This window comes from Reichenbachiella sp. (assembly GCF_039941815.1).
Lineage (GTDB): Bacteria > Bacteroidota > Bacteroidia > Cytophagales > Cyclobacteriaceae > Reichenbachiella.
Window position 1 is genome coordinate 671,371 of the sequence record NZ_JBDVDW010000032.1, and the last position, 19,840, is coordinate 691,210.

19 protein-coding genes are annotated in these 19,840 nt (G+C 41.4%); 14 read left to right on the top strand and 5 right to left on the bottom strand.

Annotated features, from left to right (window positions below; translation table 11 throughout):
• Positions 1 to 135 precede the first annotated feature (135 nt).
• A complete protein-coding gene (locus tag ABJF11_RS10125; protein ID WP_348119726.1) occupies positions 136 to 567 on the top strand; it encodes a lipocalin family protein in 432 nt (143 codons plus the stop codon).
• Between the two features lie 119 nt (positions 568 to 686).
• Here ABJF11_RS10125 and ABJF11_RS10130 read toward each other — a convergent pair whose 3' ends face one another.
• The gene (locus ABJF11_RS10130) at positions 687 to 1,046 is read right to left on the bottom strand and encodes a hypothetical protein (RefSeq protein ID WP_348119727.1); all 360 of its coding nucleotides are present in this window, start codon (positions 1,044 to 1,046) and stop codon (positions 687 to 689) included.
• A gap of 217 nt (positions 1,047 to 1,263) precedes the next feature.
• Here ABJF11_RS10130 and ABJF11_RS10135 point away from each other — a divergent pair, with 217 nt between their 5' ends.
• The 3 genes from ABJF11_RS10135 (at position 1,264) to ABJF11_RS10145 (ending at position 3,876) form a co-directional block, all read left to right on the top strand.
• Positions 1,264 to 2,343 (top strand): sensor histidine kinase, encoded by a 1,080-nt coding sequence (locus tag ABJF11_RS10135; RefSeq protein WP_348119728.1) that lies wholly within the window; start codon positions 1,264 to 1,266, stop codon positions 2,341 to 2,343.
• Positions 2,340 to 3,053, top strand: a complete 714-nt coding sequence (locus ABJF11_RS10140; RefSeq protein ID WP_348119729.1) for a response regulator transcription factor — start codon at positions 2,340 to 2,342, stop codon at positions 3,051 to 3,053. The genes ABJF11_RS10135 and ABJF11_RS10140 overlap by 4 nt, the downstream gene beginning before the upstream one ends.
• 88 nt (positions 3,054 to 3,141) lie before the next feature.
• Positions 3,142 to 3,876: a DUF6503 family protein gene (locus tag ABJF11_RS10145; RefSeq protein ID WP_348119730.1), complete on the top strand. Its 735-nt coding sequence runs from the start codon at positions 3,142 to 3,144 to the stop codon at positions 3,874 to 3,876.
• 15 nt (positions 3,877 to 3,891) lie between these two features.
• Here the strand turns inward: ABJF11_RS10145 and lipA are convergent, their stop codons facing one another.
• Positions 3,892 to 4,779, bottom strand: coding sequence for a lipoyl synthase (gene lipA / locus ABJF11_RS10150; RefSeq protein ID WP_348119731.1), 888 nt, complete (start codon positions 4,777 to 4,779; stop codon positions 3,892 to 3,894).
• Positions 4,780 to 4,869: 90 nt separating this feature from the next.
• Positions 4,870 to 5,607 carry a hypothetical protein gene (locus tag ABJF11_RS10155; protein ID WP_348119732.1) on the bottom strand — a complete coding sequence of 246 codons (738 nt, stop codon included), beginning with the start codon at positions 5,605 to 5,607 and terminating at the stop codon, positions 4,870 to 4,872.
• Positions 5,608 to 5,737: 130 nt separating this feature from the next.
• On the opposite strand from ABJF11_RS10155, the gene ABJF11_RS10160 reads away from it, so the two are divergent.
• Together ABJF11_RS10160 and cysS are read left to right on the top strand one after the other, a co-directional pair.
• Positions 5,738 to 6,145 carry an OsmC family protein gene (locus ABJF11_RS10160; protein ID WP_348119733.1) on the top strand — a complete coding sequence of 136 codons (408 nt, stop codon included), beginning with the start codon at positions 5,738 to 5,740 and terminating at the stop codon, positions 6,143 to 6,145.
• A gap of 59 nt (positions 6,146 to 6,204) precedes the next feature.
• Complete coding sequence (gene cysS / locus ABJF11_RS10165; protein ID WP_348119734.1) at positions 6,205 to 7,695, top strand: cysteine--tRNA ligase; 1,491 nt, start codon at positions 6,205 to 6,207, stop codon at positions 7,693 to 7,695.
• Between the two features lie 71 nt (positions 7,696 to 7,766).
• On the opposite strand, the gene ABJF11_RS10170 is transcribed toward cysS, so the two are convergent.
• Positions 7,767 to 9,698 (bottom strand): cation:proton antiporter, encoded by a 1,932-nt coding sequence (locus ABJF11_RS10170; RefSeq protein WP_348119735.1) that lies wholly within the window; start codon positions 9,696 to 9,698, stop codon positions 7,767 to 7,769.
• A 93-nt stretch (positions 9,699 to 9,791) separates the two neighbouring features.
• Between ABJF11_RS10170 and ABJF11_RS10175 the strand changes: the two genes are divergently transcribed.
• The 8 genes from ABJF11_RS10175 to ABJF11_RS10210 all read left to right on the top strand — a co-directional run bounded on the left by ABJF11_RS10175 (position 9,792) and on the right by ABJF11_RS10210 (position 19,417).
• Complete coding sequence (locus ABJF11_RS10175) at positions 9,792 to 10,700, top strand: TIGR01777 family oxidoreductase (RefSeq protein ID WP_348119736.1); 909 nt, start codon at positions 9,792 to 9,794, stop codon at positions 10,698 to 10,700.
• Positions 10,701 to 10,784: 84 nt separating this feature from the next.
• Positions 10,785 to 11,510, top strand: coding sequence for a TIGR00730 family Rossman fold protein (locus ABJF11_RS10180; protein WP_348119737.1), 726 nt, complete (start codon positions 10,785 to 10,787; stop codon positions 11,508 to 11,510).
• A gap of 7 nt (positions 11,511 to 11,517) precedes the next feature.
• Positions 11,518 to 12,444, top strand: a complete 927-nt coding sequence (locus tag ABJF11_RS10185) for a lytic transglycosylase domain-containing protein (RefSeq protein ID WP_348119738.1) — start codon at positions 11,518 to 11,520, stop codon at positions 12,442 to 12,444.
• Complete coding sequence (uvrA, locus tag ABJF11_RS10190; protein ID WP_348119739.1) at positions 12,444 to 15,320, top strand: excinuclease ABC subunit UvrA; 2,877 nt, start codon at positions 12,444 to 12,446, stop codon at positions 15,318 to 15,320. Before ABJF11_RS10185 ends, uvrA begins: the two co-directional genes overlap by 1 nt.
• Before the next feature lie 37 nt (positions 15,321 to 15,357).
• Entirely contained in the window at positions 15,358 to 16,104 is a 747-nt protein-coding gene (locus tag ABJF11_RS10195; RefSeq protein WP_348119740.1) for a rhomboid family intramembrane serine protease, read from the top strand.
• Between the two features lie 99 nt (positions 16,105 to 16,203).
• Positions 16,204 to 17,547, top strand: coding sequence for an NAD(P)/FAD-dependent oxidoreductase (locus ABJF11_RS10200; protein ID WP_348119741.1), 1,344 nt, complete (start codon positions 16,204 to 16,206; stop codon positions 17,545 to 17,547).
• A 110-nt stretch (positions 17,548 to 17,657) separates the two neighbouring features.
• Positions 17,658 to 18,695 (top strand): histidine kinase, encoded by a 1,038-nt coding sequence (locus ABJF11_RS10205; RefSeq protein WP_348119742.1) that lies wholly within the window; start codon positions 17,658 to 17,660, stop codon positions 18,693 to 18,695.
• A gap of 2 nt (positions 18,696 to 18,697) precedes the next feature.
• Positions 18,698 to 19,417, top strand: coding sequence for a LytTR family transcriptional regulator DNA-binding domain-containing protein (locus tag ABJF11_RS10210; protein WP_348119743.1), 720 nt, complete (start codon positions 18,698 to 18,700; stop codon positions 19,415 to 19,417).
• On the opposite strand, the gene ABJF11_RS10215 is transcribed toward ABJF11_RS10210, so the two are convergent.
• Positions 19,414 to 19,755, bottom strand: a complete 342-nt coding sequence (locus tag ABJF11_RS10215) for a hypothetical protein (protein WP_348119744.1) — start codon at positions 19,753 to 19,755, stop codon at positions 19,414 to 19,416. The genes ABJF11_RS10210 and ABJF11_RS10215 overlap by 4 nt on opposite strands.
• Between the last annotated feature and the right edge of the window lie 85 nt (positions 19,756 to 19,840).

The following is a 19,840-nucleotide window of genomic DNA, read 5'->3' on the forward strand; positions in this document are numbered from 1 at the left end:
ACAAATCTCGCTATGTACAGCATGTCTTATCACTCAGCTTTGAGCTATATTTTCTAAATCTAAAAAGAGGTTAATATTAATAGTCCTCATTAACTTGCATTTAGTTTTTCACTTTTCAACTCAAAAAAAATAGTTATGGAAAAATTTAGACCGACCTTGAATAGAACGATTTATATACTCCTGGCAGTAGTGCTTCTGGTATCCTGCAAGGATGACGAAGATCCTGTAATCGATAAAGCTAACCTTACAGGAGATACTTGGACTTATGATCATGCTGATGCCGGTGACCAAATTGCCTCAGCGCTGGTCGATGCCTTTTTGGAGGGCACTCAGTATACCTTTAATACTGACGGCAGTTATGTGCAGCTTACCACTATATTTGGAGAAGCTACCGTTGAAGGTACCTGGGAATACAGTCAAGCGATGATCACATTAGATGCAGGAGAGGAGTTGGAAGAAGTGTGGGAGGTAATTGAACTGTCCAGCACGACTTTGGCCTATATATCTACTACTGTGGACGACGAATCCGGCGATGAGTCAACAGTCACTTTTATATACACGAGATAAAGGTTATATACCATTAAAAAAAAGCCCGATGATCTAAATCATCGGGCTGTGCCTCCTACATGTGCATTCTACGCCTAACTCAGCATGCAGAAAGCATTACTACTGAACTAATCTAAAACCTATTCTTTGCGGCTGGCCTTCCATTGTTTGCGCTGTAGATTCAAATACTCTTCAAATTGTGTTTTTGAAAGCAGGCTACTCATTTCTCTATCTTTGGCTACTTTCAATTTGCTCGCTTTCTTAAGCTTATTCTCACGACTTCCTCCTGCTTTTTTGAGTCGTTCCAGCCTCTTCGCATACCTTAGAGATATTTCTGAATACACGGAAATCTGATAAGTGGTTAATCCCAGACTTGCATATTCTGTTCTGAGGTCATTGGTTCTCTGCCCTTCGACATGCTGATATCCAGACTCTTCCTGACCCCATACCTTTGGAGTTTGGCAGATGAGCATGATGACGATTAGAGATATAAACTTCATGGATCAAAAATCATCATTAATGGAGATAACCAAAAACATATTCAACTGACTGGAGCGATACCTCAACGAAAGCTCTTTTTTTGTCTACAGCTTGCTTTTAAAAGGATTGATTGGCTCTAGTACGCCCTACATTGAGATTTTAGCAGTGTACGTTGAAAATATGGTAGCGCAGACAACCAACTGTCTAATATTACATTTAATCTACTTTGGACCTGTAATGAAAAACGTCAAAATTTTCCTTATTCATGCCCTTGCTTGGGTTGGCTACTTCAACCTTATAGCGTGGTCATTTTTATCCTTTCAGGACTGGCAAGAGTCTGTGACCCGTGCGCTGGTCATCGTATCCATTCACGTTTTTCTCTTCTATCTCAATGGAAATCTACTTATGCCAAAATTTTTGGATAAGCAGAAGGTTATTACCTATGTGAGCCTGCTATTGATGTCTCTAGGTGTTGTTTTTGTGCTGCTCTATGGACCCTTGAATTCTGTGATGCCAGAGCGAAGGCCAAAATTTAGTCAGAATTTACAAAAAACCGACCCTGCCCAGCAGGAGATAAGGCCACGTATTCCGAATCGTAGAAAAAGAGGATGGGTGGACCCCAGAGTGATAGGCATTTTGGTATCTTCAGCAGCAGCGCTTTTTGTGAGTGCTATTTATTTCAATATTAGAAATAAGAAAAGTAAAGATGAAGAGATGCTTAGATTAACGAATCAGTCCCTGGAAGCAGAGAAAAAATTTCTCAAATCACAGATCAACCCTCACTTTCTCTTCAATACACTCAACAATCTGTATTCTCTGGCCACAGTCAAATCAGATAAGACAGCAGACGCCATTCAGCAATTATCAGAGATTTTGAGATATTCCATTTATGATTCGGAAAGTAAACTGGTGACCATACAAAAGGAGCTGGAATACATTAGCCATTATATACATCTCCAATCGTTGAAGGACGAGGGCTATGCTTCTAAAATATCACTAAAAGCGAAAGAGGTAAATGGACAGTTGCAGCTACCGCCAATGCTGTTGTTGCCTTTTATTGAAAATGCTTTCAAACATGGCAATCTAGCGACGGCAGAGAATGGCTTTATTGCCATCGAGGTGATGTCTACAGAAAACGCCGTTCATTTTAGCTGTGAAAATTCTACTTCGGAGCAAAAACAGCCCAAAGATCGTGTTGGTGGTATTGGCTTGAAAAATGTAAGAAGAAGACTTGAGCTTTTTTATGGAGAGTCCTTTGCGTTGGATATTATAAGAGGATCTAAGTCTTTTCGGATAAAACTAATTTTGAAAACATGAAATTCACCTGCTTGATAATAGACGACGAACAGCCTGCAAGGGAGCTTTTGGAGCAATATGTCAAAAAAGTGCCACAGTTAGAATTGATCCAATCGTGCAAGAATGCCATGGAGGCCATTGAGGCTATCAATAGTCATCAGGTTGATTTAATTTTTTTGGATATACAGATGCCTGATCTCACCGGTATAGAGATGATCAAGACACTCAGAAATCAACCAGCTACAATTTTTACTACAGCCTATCAGGAATTTGCTCTGGAAGGTTATCAGCTTAATGTTGTAGATTATTTATTAAAGCCATTTCCATTTACTCGATTCATTCAGGCGGTAAACAAGGCCTGTAATGGTTTAGAAATTGGAACAACGAAAAAAGGGAAAGATAACTCTGTAGAGAGTAAGGATGAGTCTATGGTCATCAAGGCTGAGCACAAACTTTATAAGGTTGAAATATCCAATATTCTGTTTATCGAAGGACTCAGAGAATACGTGACCTACCACCTCGTAGATCGCAAGATTATTTCACTTCAGGCACTCAAGGACATCGACCTTAATCTTCGAAGTCACGGATTTGTGAGAGTACACAAGTCATTCATAGTGAATAAACATTGGGTGGAGGTATTGGACGGTAATCGCCTCAAAATCGGTGAACGTTCTATTCCTGTCGGCGCTGCATATAAGGAAATTGCGGTCAAGGGAATTTTTGAAAAGTAATGCGGGTTTCGAGTAGGTGAGATCACAGAAGAATTGAAAAACTCATCTTTGATATTCACGTATGTGCAACAAACGGAATTCAATTTCAATGAAAAATTTCATCCTCTTCATTCTGCTACTGGCGATGGCTGCAGCCTGTACTCCCAACAAAGACCCACAAAAAATCATTGATAAAGCCATAGCTGCACATGCAGGGCAGCTATTTGAAGGGAGGAAAGTCTCCTTTGATTTTAGAGACAAGCACTATGCAGTGCAGCGCAAACCAGAAGGTGTCATCTATTTGAGATTATTTGAAGATGATAGTCTGGGTAGAGTTAAGGATGTTCTCCTCAATAGCACAGAACTGACTCGCTATGTCAACGACACTTTGGTAGAGCTCACAGATGAATGGAAGTTTAAATATGCCAATTCAGTGAATTCAGTATTATACTTCTTCCAGCTTCCCTATGGGCTCAATGACCCAGCGGTCAATAAAAAATATCTTGGCCAGAAAGTGATCAACGAGCAACTTTATGAAAAGATCAGAATCACTTTTAAGCAGGAAGATGGAGGCAAAGACTACGAAGATGTTTTTGTCTACTGGATTAATGCCAAAACCTCGACTTTAGATTTTCTGGCCTATTCCTATCTGACGGATGGCGGAGGTGTCAGATTTCGTCAGGCAATAAATCGCCGTAAAATAGGTGGGATGATATTTCAGGATTATATCAATTTCAGGCCGATCGATGACAAAGCTGACGTAGAATCTTTGGATGAGATGTTTATTAGCGCCTCGCTGATAGAGCTATCTATGATAGTTAATGAAAATATTGAGGTTGAGTAAGCTCGTCGGTCCTCACTAGATAGGAACGTTGACATGACGCTCCGCGTGATAAGATGATCTGACAAGTGGACCAGACTCTACATATTTCAGTCCTCGTCTTAATCCTTCCTCCTTGTATTTTTCAAACTGATCCGGGTGAATAAATTCGGCCACTTCAATATGCATTTTCGTAGGCTGAAGGTATTGGCCAAGAGTTAAAATATCCAGGCCATTTTCTACCAAATCATCCATGGCTTTGTGTACCTCATCTATTTTTTCACCTAGTCCCAACATGATACCGGATTTGGTTCTTTGACCATACGCCTTGGTGAGTTTGATCTGCTCCAGGCTACGGGCATATCTGGCCTGAGGTCTTACTCTACGATAGAGACTCTCTACCGTCTCCATATTGTGTGACACCACCTCTTGACCACCATCGATCATTCTATATAGTGCTTCCCATTTTCCTTTTACGTCTGGGATCAGAATCTCAATGGTTGTCTCTGGAGACGCTTTTTTAGTCTCTACGACTGTCTGGTACCAGATTTCGGCCCCACGATCTTTCAGTTCATCACGATTTACAGAGGTAAGCACTGCGTGCTTTACGCCCATAGTTTTTATAGCGTCCGCTACACGTTTTGGTTCGTCCGTATCATATTCGGGTGGACGACCTGTGGCTACCGCACAAAATGTGCAACTCCGGGTACAAACATTTCCCAGAATCATGAATGTGGCTGTACCAGCACCCCAGCACTCCCCCATATTTGGGCAATTGCCACTTTCGCAGATAGTGTGAAGTTTGTTTTCATCCACAATCTTACGCACGTTGGCATAGTTTTGCCCAACAGGCAATTTTACACGCAGCCAATCAGGTTTGGTGCGCTTTCTGGCCTGTTTTCCGTCAATTACTGGTAGCTCTATCATGAAACTTGAAATTTGTGCAAAGAAACAAACAAGTAGACTAATTTGAAGGGTTTACGAGTGGTTTTTTAAAAAGGTCGGCTGTATTGTGAATTATTTTCTGTGGCCGTAAAAGAGAGTAATAAAGGCAGAAAGGAACGTAGACTTGTTGCTTTCGGCTGGCATCAATTCTATACCGCCAGCATAAGTTTCAATCATCGACCCGATCTCAAATCCGGTAACGTTGCTCTTGAATGCGCCCATTTCAAAAGTGAGTGAGGCCTTCAAATTTACTCCAGGTTTGATAGACGATTGACCCAAACCTTGAAAGAGGTGTCCTGTACCTGCTATAGATTGATATGAATAGAGAGTCGGGGTCTTACCTGCACCCACAGTTTGCGGATCAAAACCAAAAGGGACTGCTTCGCCTTCGCCCAACTTAACAAAGTAAGGGGCGATTATGCCAATGGTAGGCCCAGCGGCAATAGATGCGTTTATTTGTACACCTTGCTGCGGTGCTTTTTTGAATAGAATAAAGTCGCGGCCATATTGTGCTCGTATCGCATAGAGATAGTTAGACTTACCATAAATAAATGGATTGCCGGATACCGAATTTCTGCGATGTTCCTTTGGATGTTTTACATTCATCAGTTCAAAACCAATCGTCCTGAACTGTGTGTCGCTTATCGCGCTTGAAAATTTCATTACAAAACCGCCAATCAGCCCTCCATTAGTATTCTTGTTGATCCCCCAGATAAACTCCTTGGTGTAATCATATTGACCAGAAGACTGAGCCATTCCTGCAGTAGCCAAAAGGACAAAAAATGATATGAATAAAAACTTCTTTAGCATGTTTCAATAAATCTAACAACTTAACTTGCTTATTACATTATCCTGAGAAAATAAAATTCTGATAACTTTTGATTTGAACTACAGGTGCTTAAGCTTTGCAAAATAACGTTTTTTAAAAATTTAAAGTTTAATGGGAACTCTAAAAAATGAATATCTGGGAAACCTTCGAACAGAAGGGCTCCATATTCCATCTGGAAATAAGATCATAACAGATGCCCCCGTGGACAATATGGGAAAAGGAGAGGCTTTCTCTCCGACGGACCTTATGACCTTCTCATTAAGCGCCTGTATGATGACCATCATGGGTCAGGTAGCAGACCGTGAAAAAATTGATATGAGCGGGCTCAAAACTGACATCACAAAAGTGATGGCAGCTAACCCAAGACGTGTGGCTGAAATTCACATCAGTTTTGCATGGCCCAACCTTGTCTTGTCTGACAAACAGAAAACGATGCTTATCAATGCAGCACGTACCTGCCCCGTTGCTCAAAGCATTCATCCGGATATCAAATTAGAGGTGACATTTAACTTGTATTGATACACTTTTTTTGACTAACATCGTATAACCCTTTTTTATTCTAATAAATCATTCTATTCATGTTGAAGGACCTTCGTATCAATAATTCGCTGACAGGGAAAAAGGAATTATTCAAGCCCATACACGCACCTCACGTAGGTATGTATGTGTGTGGTCCTACGGTATACAGTGATGTTCATCTTGGCAATGTCAGAACTTTTCTTAGCTTCGATGTGATTTTTAGATATTTGACGCATTTGGGTTATAAAGTCAGGTATGTTAGAAATATTACCGATGTTGGACATTTGGTAAATGATGAGGATGAAGGAGAGGATAAAATTGCCAAAAAGGCAAAGTTGGAAAATCTCGAACCCATGGAGGTCGTACAGCGCTACACTCAGGATTTTCATCATGTGATGGCTATGTTCAACACTCTTCCGCCAAGCATAGAACCCTCCGCGACAGGCCATATCCTTGAGCAAATCGAAATGATCCAACTACTCCTTGAAAAAGGACTCGCCTATGAGGTCTCAGGATCTGTTTATTTCGATGTAGATGCCTATCAAAAGGACCATGACTATGGCAAACTATCTGGCCGTAAAATAGAAGAACTGCTTTCCAATACCCGAGAACTGGATGGACAGGATGAAAAAAGAAATTCAGTGGACTTCGCACTTTGGAAAAACGCATCACCTGAGCATATCATGAGATGGAACTCTCCCTGGGGAATAGGCTTTCCGGGCTGGCATTTAGAGTGTACTGTAATGGGTAAAAAATACCTGGGTCAGACTTTTGATATTCATGGTGGTGGAATGGATTTGAAATTTCCTCATCACGAATGTGAATTAGCACAATCGGTGGGTGCACACGGTACAGACCCGGTAAAATATTGGATTCATACTAATATGCTTACCGTAAATGGGCAGAAAATGAGTAAGTCACTCGGCAACTCTTTCTTACCAAGAGAACTGTTCTCTGGTGATCATATGCTCCTTGATAAAGCCTATAGTCCGATGACGACTAAATTTTTTATGCTGCAATCTCACTATGCAAGTACCCTGGACTTTTCAAACGAGGCCTTAGGTGCCGCGCAAAAGGGATATAGAAAACTTATGAATGGCCTAAAGACACTCAGAGGAATATCAGAGGAATCTATAACTGAAGGAGAGCTAAACGATAAAGCCGTGCAGCAAATTAATAGTCTATGCGACAATTGCTACAGAGCTATGAACGATGACTTCAACACTGCATTGACCATTGGCCATTTATTTAATTTGCTCAAAAAAATTAATTCTATCCATACAGGAAGCCTGCAATTAGCTGAGGTGGGAAGCGATACGTTCAATAGGATGAAGACTACATTCGAAACGTTTGTGGTTGATATTCTTGGATTAAAGGAGGAGAACAATGTTGATTTTGATGGCCTGATCAATGTTTTACTGCAAGTCTATAAGGAGGCCAAAGAGGCTAAAGATTATGACAAGGTAGATGAAATCAGGAATAGTCTTAAAGCTCAAGGGATTGTACTCAAGGATATGAAGACTGGTATAGATTGGGCCTATGAAGAGTAATTGGGAAGGCAGAGTTCTTTGTCTCGCAAGCTATTTTTGATTAATCTCTTTTTGCCTGAGCTTCAAACAGATCAATAGTCAAATCTTCTGGTCAGATCGTCCAGACTTTTTCGAGACCCTACAAAAGTCACCAGATCTTTGAGACGCAATCGCGTATATCCGTGAGATATAATCATCTGTCCACTACGCTTAATAGATAAAATAATGACATCCGCCGGTAGACGCAGGTCACGCAGAGTCACACCGTGCAAGTCAGGATTGAGTACTTCCAGATCTCTAGAATCCTGACCAGGTTCCATGCCAAGAAGAAGTGATGTAGCCTGAGGCGACCTTACATAATGATCCATGAGACTGACCATAGCCATAGATGGGTCTACCACCCTTGCACCAAGGCTCAAAAATTTGTCGTAATGGACCCTTTCATTGAGGCGCACAATAATGTCCGGCGTGCCAAAGTGATGGTAAAAAAGCTCACAGATCTGTAGATTCTCTCGATCAGAAAGCATGCAGACGATGGCCTCAGTCTTAGCAGCTCCCATACCCTGTATTTTTTCGAGGTCAAGTTCCTTCATATAGTGAATAGCAATACCTTCCGGTTCTACGATGCTATCTTTGTCCATCATGGTCACCATCTGAACCTTCCAGTTGCTGCTCATTAGTTGTTTGGCTAAGGCCACAGATTGACTTTCAAATCCAAAAATGATAGCATCTCTAATACCGTCAGTTTGAAATTTGGCCCGGGTTCTGTCTTCACCGATTTTTCTTAGTGCAAATTTGAAAAGCGGTGGACCCACGATTTGATTAAGTACAATACAACCAATCATGATAGTGGCAAACTCCGTTCCCCACTCAGGAAATTGGTTAGAAACCAAGGCAGTAAGCCCAAGCGCAACTCCTGCCTGTGTCACATAAGGCATCCATCCCACATTGACGAACCGCATTGGGTCCTTTGCCATCATACCGCCAGCATATGAGCCGCCGATGATAGTTAGTAATCTAATACCAAAAAAGAATAAGGCCACAGGCCAAATCCCAAACAGTACATGTATATTGAGAGAAGCCCCTGTAAGCGTAAAAAATGCAGCGTAAATCATCGGTCCGGTCTGATCCAGAATAGACAAAAACTCAGGTTTGTACTTTGAATAATTGGTGATATAAAGACTGGCGATAATACAAGTGATCAGCGGTTCCAGTCTTATGTGATGATCAGGAATCAGGTTGATATCTTGCATCAAATGGTTAGCAAAATAGACAGAGTAGCCAAGTGTTACGATCAGAAAGGCTTTGGCTTCAGACATGATTCGTAGTGCCAATACGAGATTCAACAAACGTCCTAGTAAATAACCTATACCGGCAGAAATTGATATTTCCAGCACCGGTAATACCACACTTATATATTTGAACTCGTTGCCAGAAACCAGCGAAATGCTGAGGGCAAAACATAAGGCAAATAAAATAATGACCACAAAATCTTTGAGTACAGTCACTCCCATTACCGTCTGGGTAAATGGGCCTTTGGCTCGTAATTCGTTGATCACTGCAATAGCTGAGGCCGGAGATCTGGCAACAAAAACTGTCCCAGACATCAGAGAGACCGCCAAACGTGTATTAAAATTCATCTCCTGCATAAAAGAGATGTGATCAGCCAAAAAGAACACAATGATACTTCCCAATCCAAATGAGAAAAATAGCTGCCCTAAAGTATTCCACTTGATACTATTGATTTTAGAAATCAATTCCCTGAAGTACAATTCAGCCCCAGCCGCAAAGGCTATGAAAGCTAACGCGAGCTCATTGATAAAATTTAGTCTGGAAATGGATGCAGAAGGAATCAGGTCCAATACAAAAGGACCGCAAAGAATACCTGTCATCAAAAAGCCTGTAATGATAGGGAGATGAATTTTTTGAAAAAAAACAGCAATCTTATTCGCGGCAACGGATACAACACCGAACCCGGAGATCAGAATGATTGTTAGTTTTATGCTTTCAAAATCGAGATCCATTAACAGGTCTTTAAGTTGGACTAAATTCTAAAATAGTCAATATCTTTAAAAGGCCTCAGCATCTTAACCATTTTAAAAAACTTAAATTTCAAAATGCATATTCTAATAACAGGCGGTACCGGGCTTATTGGCCAAAGATTAACATCATCCTTGCTCAAGCAAGGCATGTATCCCAGATTGCTGAGCCGAAAGGCTAACCATTCTGGCGAAGTACCACGATATCAATGGAGTATTAAAGAAGGTAAATTGGATCCGACTGCTCTAGATGGAGTAGATGTGGTTATCCATTTGGCTGGTGCCGGAGTGGCGGACGAAAGATGGACAGCTAAGCGCCAAAAAGAGATACTTGATAGTCGTATTTTATCTACCCGTCTTTTGTATGATACCATCAATCAATTAGAATCTAAGCCGAGTCTGTTAATCTGTGCTTCGGCCACCGGATACTATGGAATTCACGACCATCAGCATATATCCAGAGAAGAAGACTCCGCAGGCACTGATTTTTTGGCCAATGTTTGTGTTCAATGGGAAGCAGAAGCTGATCGATTTGAAGCGCTCGATATGAAAGTAATAAAGGTGAGAACAGGGGTAGTATTGGATCCCGAAGGCGGAGCTCTACAAAAAATCGCTCAACCTATAAAATATTATGCTGGAGCACCGTTAGGGTCAGGTAAGCAGCAAATCAGCTGGATACATTGGGAAGATTGGTGCCGTGCTGTATTGCATTTTTTGTCCAAAGAGGCCCAATCTGGAGTCTACAATTTGGTAGCTCCAAACCCTGTAACTAATGCTCACCTGACTCGTTTGATAGCGAGGGCAATAAATAAGCCTATTTGGTTGCCTAATGTGCCAGGATTTGCGCTGAAGTTGATGCTCGGAAAAATGTCCTCGGTCGTACTTGAGGGACACAGCATCTCCGCAAAGAAATTGCAGCAGTCAGGGTTTCAATTCAAGTTTGAAACGGCAGAAGAAGCTATTAATGAATTGTTAGGGCCGGATTGAAGCTTTGGCTAATAATCTCTAACTTTGCCGGCTTGGTGTTTTTTGTGTTCCAAGCCAAAATAAAACCAAAATAAAGAAGATAACATGGGAAACGGAAGTGAGAAAAAAGCGCATGTAGAAAAGATTACAAAAGCCTTTAAGGACAAAGACTGGAATGAAATCAAGAGTGCAGATTCATGGGTAATATTTAAAGTGATGTCTGAATTTGTTGAAGGATTTGAAAAACTGGCCAAAATAGGACCGTGTGTTTCAATTTTTGGATCTGCCAGAACCCACGAAGATCACAAATATTATAAGATGGCAGAAGAGATATCTGCTAAGCTGGTACGACATGGATATGGTGTCATCACTGGTGGAGGGCCTGGTATTATGGAGGCAGGAAACAAGGGCGCTCATAGCGAGGATGGAAAATCCGTAGGCCTCAATATTGACTTACCGTTCGAACAAAATAATAATGTATTTATTGATCAGGACAAACTGATCAACTTCGACTATTTCTTTGTGCGTAAAGTTATGTTTGTCCGCTACTCACAGGGATTCATTGTAATGCCTGGTGGATTTGGTACACTAGACGAAATGTTTGAAGCTCTTACGCTTATTCAGACGCAAAAAATCGGGAGGTTTCCTATCGTAATGGTTGGGACAGACTACTGGGGAGGTCTGGTAGATTGGCTGAAAAATGTACTATTGAAAGAAAAAAACATCAATGCTGAAGATCTAGATTTGTTCCATTTGGTAGATACCGAATCTGAAGCCGTTGCTGTTATTGATGATTTCTACAATCAATTCAAACTCTCTCCGAATTTCTAGAAAAATAATGTTGAAGAAATACCACTATTTTCTAATCGGAATACTGATTGGAGGTCTACTGATTTACAGCATTGAAAAACTTAGGTCGGATACCGGCAAACCTAATTTAGCTACTGCTGCGATTGTGTCTAATCAGCAGCCAAACAATCAGTCAATAAAAGGTTATCCTTTGCCAGAGACGATGACTTTTGCTGGCGAATCCGTACCGCTGGATAGAATAGATGTCAGGGAGAGACTAGATAGAGAGATACAGGTGAATGCCTTTTGGCATTCAAATTCAATCTTACTGATTAAACGGGCTCAGCGCTGGTTGCCATTACTGGATTCCATACTTGTGGCCAATGATATCCCCCGAGATTTTAAATATCTGGCAGTAGCTGAAAGTGGACTGGATCAGGTGGTTTCCCCTGCCAAGGCCGTTGGCTTTTGGCAAATCATGAAAGGAACCGCTGGAGATATGGGATTGATAGTCAATAAGCAGGTAGATCAAAGATATGATCCTGTACGATCGACGGAAGCAGCCGTAAAATACCTTAAGCAAGCCTATGAGAAGTTTGGCAACTGGACAATAGTAGCCGCCTCCTACAATATGGGTATGAGTGGCGCTGCCTCGGTCATTGACAACCAAAGAGCCTCGTCCTACTATGATATGGTGATGTCAGAAGAGCCATCGAGATACGTATTTCGAATATTGGCATTAAAAATAATGCTTGAGAATCCAGCTAATTTCGGGTTTGACATAGATCAATCATACCTACCCGAAGCGCTCACCAATGTTATTGTCGACACTAACGTATCTAGTTGGAACGATTTTGCCGAAGAGTATGGCACGAACTACTATCAGCTGAAAAGGCACAATCCTTGGATTCGCACTTACGAAATGAGTGTAAAACCCGGACAAAAATTTGAAGTGAAAATCCCTGTAAAAAAATAATGGCGAAGTCAGAACAAATATTAGAGGACACAGAAGCGACAATATTAGACACTCTTGAGGGAGAGCATACCGATTACATAGAAGTCTACGGCGCCAGAGAGCACAATCTCAAGGACATTGACGTGAAGTTTAAGCGGAATCAACTGGTGGTCATTACTGGAATTAGCGGAAGCGGAAAGTCGTCACTTGCTTTTGATACCATCTACGCTGAAGGACAGCGTCGATACATGGAGAGCTTCTCAGCCTACGCCAGAAGTTTTCTAGGAGACATGGAACGCCCCGATGTAGACAAAATCAACGGCCTTTCTCCGGTGATATCCATAGAGCAAAAAACAACCAGCCGAAATCCAAGATCCACAGTAGGTACAGTTACAGAAGTATATGATTTTATGCGTCTATTGTTTGCAAGAGCAGGTATTGCTTACTCATACATGACGGGTGAAAAAATGGAGAAGCAGACTGAAGAGCAAATATTTTTTCATGTCTTGTCCTTTTTTGACAATCAAAAAATTGCAATTTTGGCGCCTGTGGTCAAAGGGAGAAAAGGTCACTATAGAGAGCTATTTGTTCAAATAGCTAAGATGGGCTACACAAAAGTCCGAATCGATGGTGAGCTACAGGACCTGGTACCCAAGATGCAAGTAGATCGATACAAAACACATGACATCGAAGTCGTGATCGATAGAGTACAGGTCAAAGAGAAGGATAAAATTCGAATCAATGCCTCTCTCAAAACGGCCATTCAGCAAGGCAAAGGAGTCATGATGATATTGGATGAGAAGGGTGAAATCCACCACTTCTCAAAGCATCTGATGGATGCCAAGTCTGGATTGGCATATGACGACCCGGCGCCCAACAATTTCTCGTTCAACTCACCGTATGGCGCTTGCCAAACTTGTAATGGATTAGGAGTCATCGAGAAAATTGAGAAAGAGAGTATTATTCCAGATGACACCCTAAGTATCAGTAGGGGAGCTATTCTCCCTTTAGGAGAATTTCGTGATATCTGGATTTTTAAGAAGGTCGAAGCGATACTCAAGAAGCATAAATACAGTTTGACGACAGCTGTGAAGAATATCAAACCTGAGGTATTGGACATATTGTTATACGGAGATGATGAGCCTATTTCAGTAGACTCAAAAAAATATCCAGGCACTGAATGGAATACCCAGTTTCAAGGCATTGCCAATTTTCTTGAAAAGCAAAAAGAAAGTGGGACTGAGAAAATCCAGAAATGGATCAAAGATTTCACCACAACTACCGTATGCCCAGACTGTGAAGGCGCAAGGTTGAGAAAGGAGTCTCTACATTTTAAAATAGCAGACAAAAACATTTCTGAGTTATCCCGACTCAACATCAGCGATCTCACCGAGTGGTTCACGGATGTAGAAAGCCGATTGAATGAAAGGCAGAATCTAATTGCAGCCGAAATATTGAAGGAAATCCGCAAGAGATTAGGGTTTCTTCTCGACGTAGGACTCAACTACCTTGAGCTCAACAGGCCGCTAAGGACTCTATCAGGAGGTGAAGCTCAAAGAATACGACTAGCCACTCAAATCGGGACCCAGCTGGTAGGTGTACTTTATATCCTGGACGAGCCGAGTATTGGACTTCATCAGCGAGATAACGTCAAACTAATCAAAGCGCTTAAAGATTTACGTGATTTGGGGAATACGGTCATTGTAGTAGAGCACGACAAAGACATGATGCTGGATTCGGATTATGTGATTGATATTGGTCCTGGCGCAGGGAGACATGGAGGTCAGATTGTAGCCCAAGGTGCTCCTGCCGAGTTTATTCAAAACCCGACGACCACTGCAGGTTATCTGAAAGGAGATTTGAAAATAGAGGTGCCGAAAAAGCGCAGACCCGGCAATGGAGAAAAAATCGTGCTGAAAGGAGCTAGTGGGCATAACCTTAAGAATGTGAATCTTACCTTGCCTCTCGGCAAAATGATTTGTGTTACCGGAGTTTCAGGAAGCGGTAAATCATCCCTCATCCATGAAACGTTTGTACCGATCCTAAACAAAGAGTTCTATCGATCAAGAAAAGAGCCGCTTCCTTATAAAAGTATTGCCGGTGTAGAGCATGTTGACAAAATAATTGAAGTAGACCAGTCACCTATTGGGCGTACGCCCAGGTCAAATCCAGCGACCTATACTGGAGTATTTACAGATATTCGAGCCTTGTTTTCTCAGCTGCCAGAGGCTAAAATTCGCGGATATAAGCCTGGCAGATTCTCATTTAATGTAAAAGGTGGTCGTTGCGAGACCTGTGAAGGTGCAGGAATGAAACTCGTAGAAATGGACTTTCTCCCAGACGTATATGTGCCTTGCGAGACATGCAAAGACAAACGCTACAATCGGGTGACCTTAGAGGTAAGATTCAAAGGCAAGTCTATCTCAGATGTGCTGGATATGACAGTTGAGCAAGCGGTTGATTTCTTTGAACATCAGCCTAAGATTGTCAGAAAAATCAAAACATTGAACGATGTAGGGCTGGGGTACATTACACTGGGGCAGCATGCTACCACACTTTCGGGAGGCGAAGCCCAGAGGGTCAAACTGGCCACCGAACTATCCAAAAAGGATACGGGTAAGACATTCTATGTACTGGATGAGCCTACTACAGGACTACATTTTCAGGACATACAGCACCTGCTCGATGTCCTAAATATTCTGGTTGAAAAAGGTAACACCGTAATGATTATAGAACACAACATGGATGTAATCAAAATCTCAGATCACATTATTGATCTCGGTCCCGAAGGTGGAAATGGCGGTGGCCAAATCATCGCCGAAGGCACTCCTGAGAAGGTGATTGATATAAATGCAGGATATACTGCCAAGTTTTTGGCTGAGGAATTATCATCTTAAAATATTTATCCTATTTTGGCGGCTTCGAATAGACGACATGAATAATACTGAAAGCGCACCTGCTCAAAAAAACCATACCTCCAAGCAACTCATTCCCTACCAGTGGTTTTGGACGGATGTCTATGGTCAGCGTATGGGATTTAGCGATTGGTTGAAATCCAGACCTTTTACTTTAGTCTATTTGGTCATTGCCTGGGCCATTGTTAGTGCACTGGGATTTGCTTCCACCCGTAATTGCGACGAAACCTGGCAGCTTGCGTTTGCTTGCGATCAAGCAATTTGGATGATAAAAATGATGACCGAACCAGTGTCCTATGTACTCAGCTGGTTTACTGCACCGTTTTTTCACAACGGGCTTGATCATATTCTCTTCGTTACCATTTTTGGATTTTTACTTCCGGTGCAGTCCTTTGAAGTGCAGCATGGCCCAAAAGCCACGGCTATTATCTTTTTTGTGTCATACATTGTAGTTGGGATTTTCTTTGGCTCGCTTTTTAACTGGGGGATTGCGTATTGGCCTGAAAGCGAATTTTTTCAATTCGGTTTTGTAAGGAATTGGATGGGAGGTTCCGTAGGGTTTTATGCTCTCATCGGTGCGTTGGCTTATACCAGCCAAAAGCAGTGGTTTCTGCTCCTGCTGGTAGCTACGTTCGAGGTGATCAATCTTACCATAATTGGCATTGATATACATATATCATTTATTCATGTGATTTCGCTTTCGAGTGGATTTATAACCTGTTTTGTCTTGAAAAAAAGAGGTTTGGTTGTGCTTGGCCATACTTAAAAATTCACTTTAACTCTGAGCAACAAAATAGTTTCAAATCATAGAACTTCACTGCTTGAGAAACGTTAGCTTCTAAAGTTATCAAACCGTACAGAAGTCATGGTTAATGAAAATGAGGAAATAAAAATTTCTCAATCAGAATTGCCCAGAATAGTGGTCGTTGGTGGAGGATTTGGCGGCCTTAGGTTTCTCAAGAAAATAGACACCAATCAGTATCAGGTAGTACTACTAGATAGATATAACTACCACACCTTTCAGCCCCTTTTGTATCAGGTAGCCACAGCTGGCCTTGAACCGGATTCCATTGCGGGACCTTTAAGAAAGAGTTTTCAAAATAAGAAGAATTTCTACTTTAGAATGGCGACTGTGAGTTGCATTAATTCAGACAAGCAAGAAGTAGAAACTAACATTGGCAGAATAAAATATGATCAATTGGTGTTGGCTTGTGGGTCACTGACCAATTTTTTTGGCAATGATGAATTTGAAGAAAAAAGCTTTCCACTCAAGCAAGTTCCCCATGCACTGAACCTAAGAAGTCAGATCCTTCAAAATTTTGAAAAAGCGGTACTCAAAACTGATGAGAATGAGATGCAGCGCCTCATGAATTATGTCATAGTAGGTGGAGGTCCTACGGGAGTAGAAGTGGCTGGTGCGCTGGGAGAGCTAAAGAAACATGTACTTCCCAAGGATTTTCCCGAGCTCAACCTCAACAAAATGCAAATCTATCTTATAGAAGGCCAAGAGAGACTATTAGGGGCGATGTCAGAATTCTCAGGTAATAAAGCATTTGAGTACCTCAAAAAATTTGATGTAAATATCTATGTAGGAAAAATTGTGAAGTCCTTCGATGGAGAGACTGTGACCCTCAATGACGGAATGCAGATACCTACCGAAACCCTGGTTTGGGCAGCTGGAGTAAAAGGCAATGCTATATCAGGACTGACTTTGGATATTACCCCAGATAATCGGTTCAAGGTGGACGACTATTGCCAGGTGGTAGATTATGAAAATGTTTACGCCATAGGTGATGTTGCCAGTATGTTTAGTGAAGGATATCCTAAAGGCCACCCTATGTTAGCGCCAGTGGCCATTCAGCAAGGAGAGTTGTTGGCTAGTAATTTAAATAGTCTCAAAAAAAATAAGCCCTGGAAGTCATTTTCCTATCAGGACAAGGGCACCATGGCTACTATTGGGCGCAACAAGGCCGTCACCGAGTTGCTTGGCAAATTCAAATTTGGAGGATTTATGGCCTGGCTTACATGGATGTTCGTGCACCTTATTCTTATCGTAGAATTCAGAAGCAAGATTGTAATTTTTGGAAACTGGCTTTGGAATTACTTCACATACGATAGAGGTACCAGATTGATCATCAGGCCGTTTGTGAAGAATAAGGCAGGCAAAAAACCTAAGAAAGAAAGCCAAGAGGAGGTGCTAGTAGCCTGATGATTCAGACCATTGGGTCAAAGGTTAGTACCGTTTCCATAGACCGCTTTATTTTACCACTTGTAAAATCTCTTCTTTCCTATAAGGCGGTTTAGCTAAATTTGGTGGGTATGCAGATAACTAAGCAACGTGCGTATTGGTTGTGCCAAATATTGGGTTGGTCTTTTTGGGGCCTGCTCAATTTCGCTGCGTTTCTTATGCAAAGCGAACGAGTGGAAATTGCAGATCTCTTTGGAGCCATATTTCAGGTGGCATTTTATATTGGCTCCTCTCATTTTTTACGCATGCAGATCAAAAGAAAAAAGTGGTTTACTTTTTCTTCAATTCAACTGATACCCAGAATACTGATTGCCGATTTTCTATTGGGATTGACCAACTACTTCTCGCTGATTCTTGTGTCTTACCTGATGGGCACTTTGATTGTATCTATAGAACTTCGATCCATCAATATTTTCTTAGGAATACTCGGCCCGTCAGCTATGTATTTTTTGTGGTCATTGGTTTATTTCACCTATCACTACTTCGAAGAGTACAACAAATCACTACGGTATGAAGCAGTGATTCGCGACACCGAGCTCAATAACCTCCGGGCTCAACTCAACCCACACTTCATATTCAACTCACTTAATAGTATAAGAGCACTTGTCGATGAAGATCCTCGAAAATCTAAATCTGCTATTACTCAGCTCTCGAATATTCTGAGAAATTCACTGCAGGTGGACAAAAAGAAATTAGTGCATCTGCAAGATGAGATGACTACTGTGGAAGATTATCTTAGCCTGGAATCTATTAGATACGAAGAGAGATTAAATATTGAACTGGAAATCAGTCGGCGTACACATAAAGTGAAAATCCCCCCACTTATGATTCAGACGTTGGTTGAAAATGGTATAAAACATGGCATTTCTAAACTCAAAAAAGGAGGGACAATCAATGTCATGGCCAGAATAGAAGGAGATTTCCTGGTGGTTCAAATTAGAAATTCAGGTGTATATTTAAATAACAAACCCTCTAAAAACAGAGGATATGGCTTGGACAACACAAGAAAAAGAATTGAGCTGATCTATGGTGACCAAGCAAGGTTTACCATTAAAAACGAAAGTGAAAACACTGTTCTTACCGAACTGGTTTTACCCAAAGGATATTAATTATGAAGACAATTATCATAGACGACGAGAGACTAGCAAGAAAGGAATTAGCAAATATACTGGCAGAGTTTCCAGAAATAGAAATTGTAGATGAAGCTGTCAATGTAGATGAAGCTGTGGAAAAAATTCAGCTCCATGATCCAGAGTTGATATTCTTGGATATCCAGATGCCAGATAAAACAGGTTTTGAACTGTTGGAAATGCTCGATAAGACCCCAATGGTGGTCTTCACCACTGCCTACGATCAATTCGCAATCAAGGCCTTCGAATTTAATGCTCTCGACTACTTGCTTAAGCCCATCGACACTAACCGTCTTGCAGATGTCGTGAAAAAAGTAATGGGCCGAACGGAGAAGCCAGCTCAAGTGGATGAATCAACTGAGCAACTGAAATCTACTGATCAAGTTTTCGTAAAAGACGGAGAAAAATGCTGGTTTGTCAAACTTGAAAACATAAGGCTTTTTGAATCTGATGGCAATTACATCAAGGTTTTCTTTGATGGCTTCCGACCGATGATACATAAGTCATTAAATGCGCTCGACGAAAAGCTCGACGACAAGTCTTTCTTTAGGGCTAGCAGGAAGCATATTATTAATCTTGGCTGGGTGGAATCCATAGAGCCATGGTTTAATGGAGGGCTTATGGTACAACTAAAAGGAGGAGAAAAAGTGGAGGTGAGTAGAAGACAAGCATCAAAGTTCAAAGAAAGAATGAGCCTCTAGCCTTCTCTAACCTTCTCCATAAGCTCGGTTTGTATTTCCCAGTCCTTGGCTAGATGGATCATCGCCGTGGCTTCCATCTCAGTCATATATCCTTTCTTGTGGTTGTCTTGCCATACTCCGATCAGATAATCAAGTTTTTTCTCTTTAGGCATCACGCCAATGACTTTGTTTAGAAACTCACGCGCACGCTCAAATGCAGATATAAAATCTTCAGCAATGAAAGCGTTGGCCCAGTCAAGCTCTCGTTGTGCACCATATTGATCAGCACTTTCATCTAATATTGCCTTTTCATCTTCGTCCAATCCATGATAGTGAAATATCAAGGATTTGAGTAACATCAATGCACGTTTTTCTTGTCTTGTCATATTGAGAGGCTGCTCACATTTTTGGCCTGAGTATCGTTAGTTCTTTCGATTCAATCGC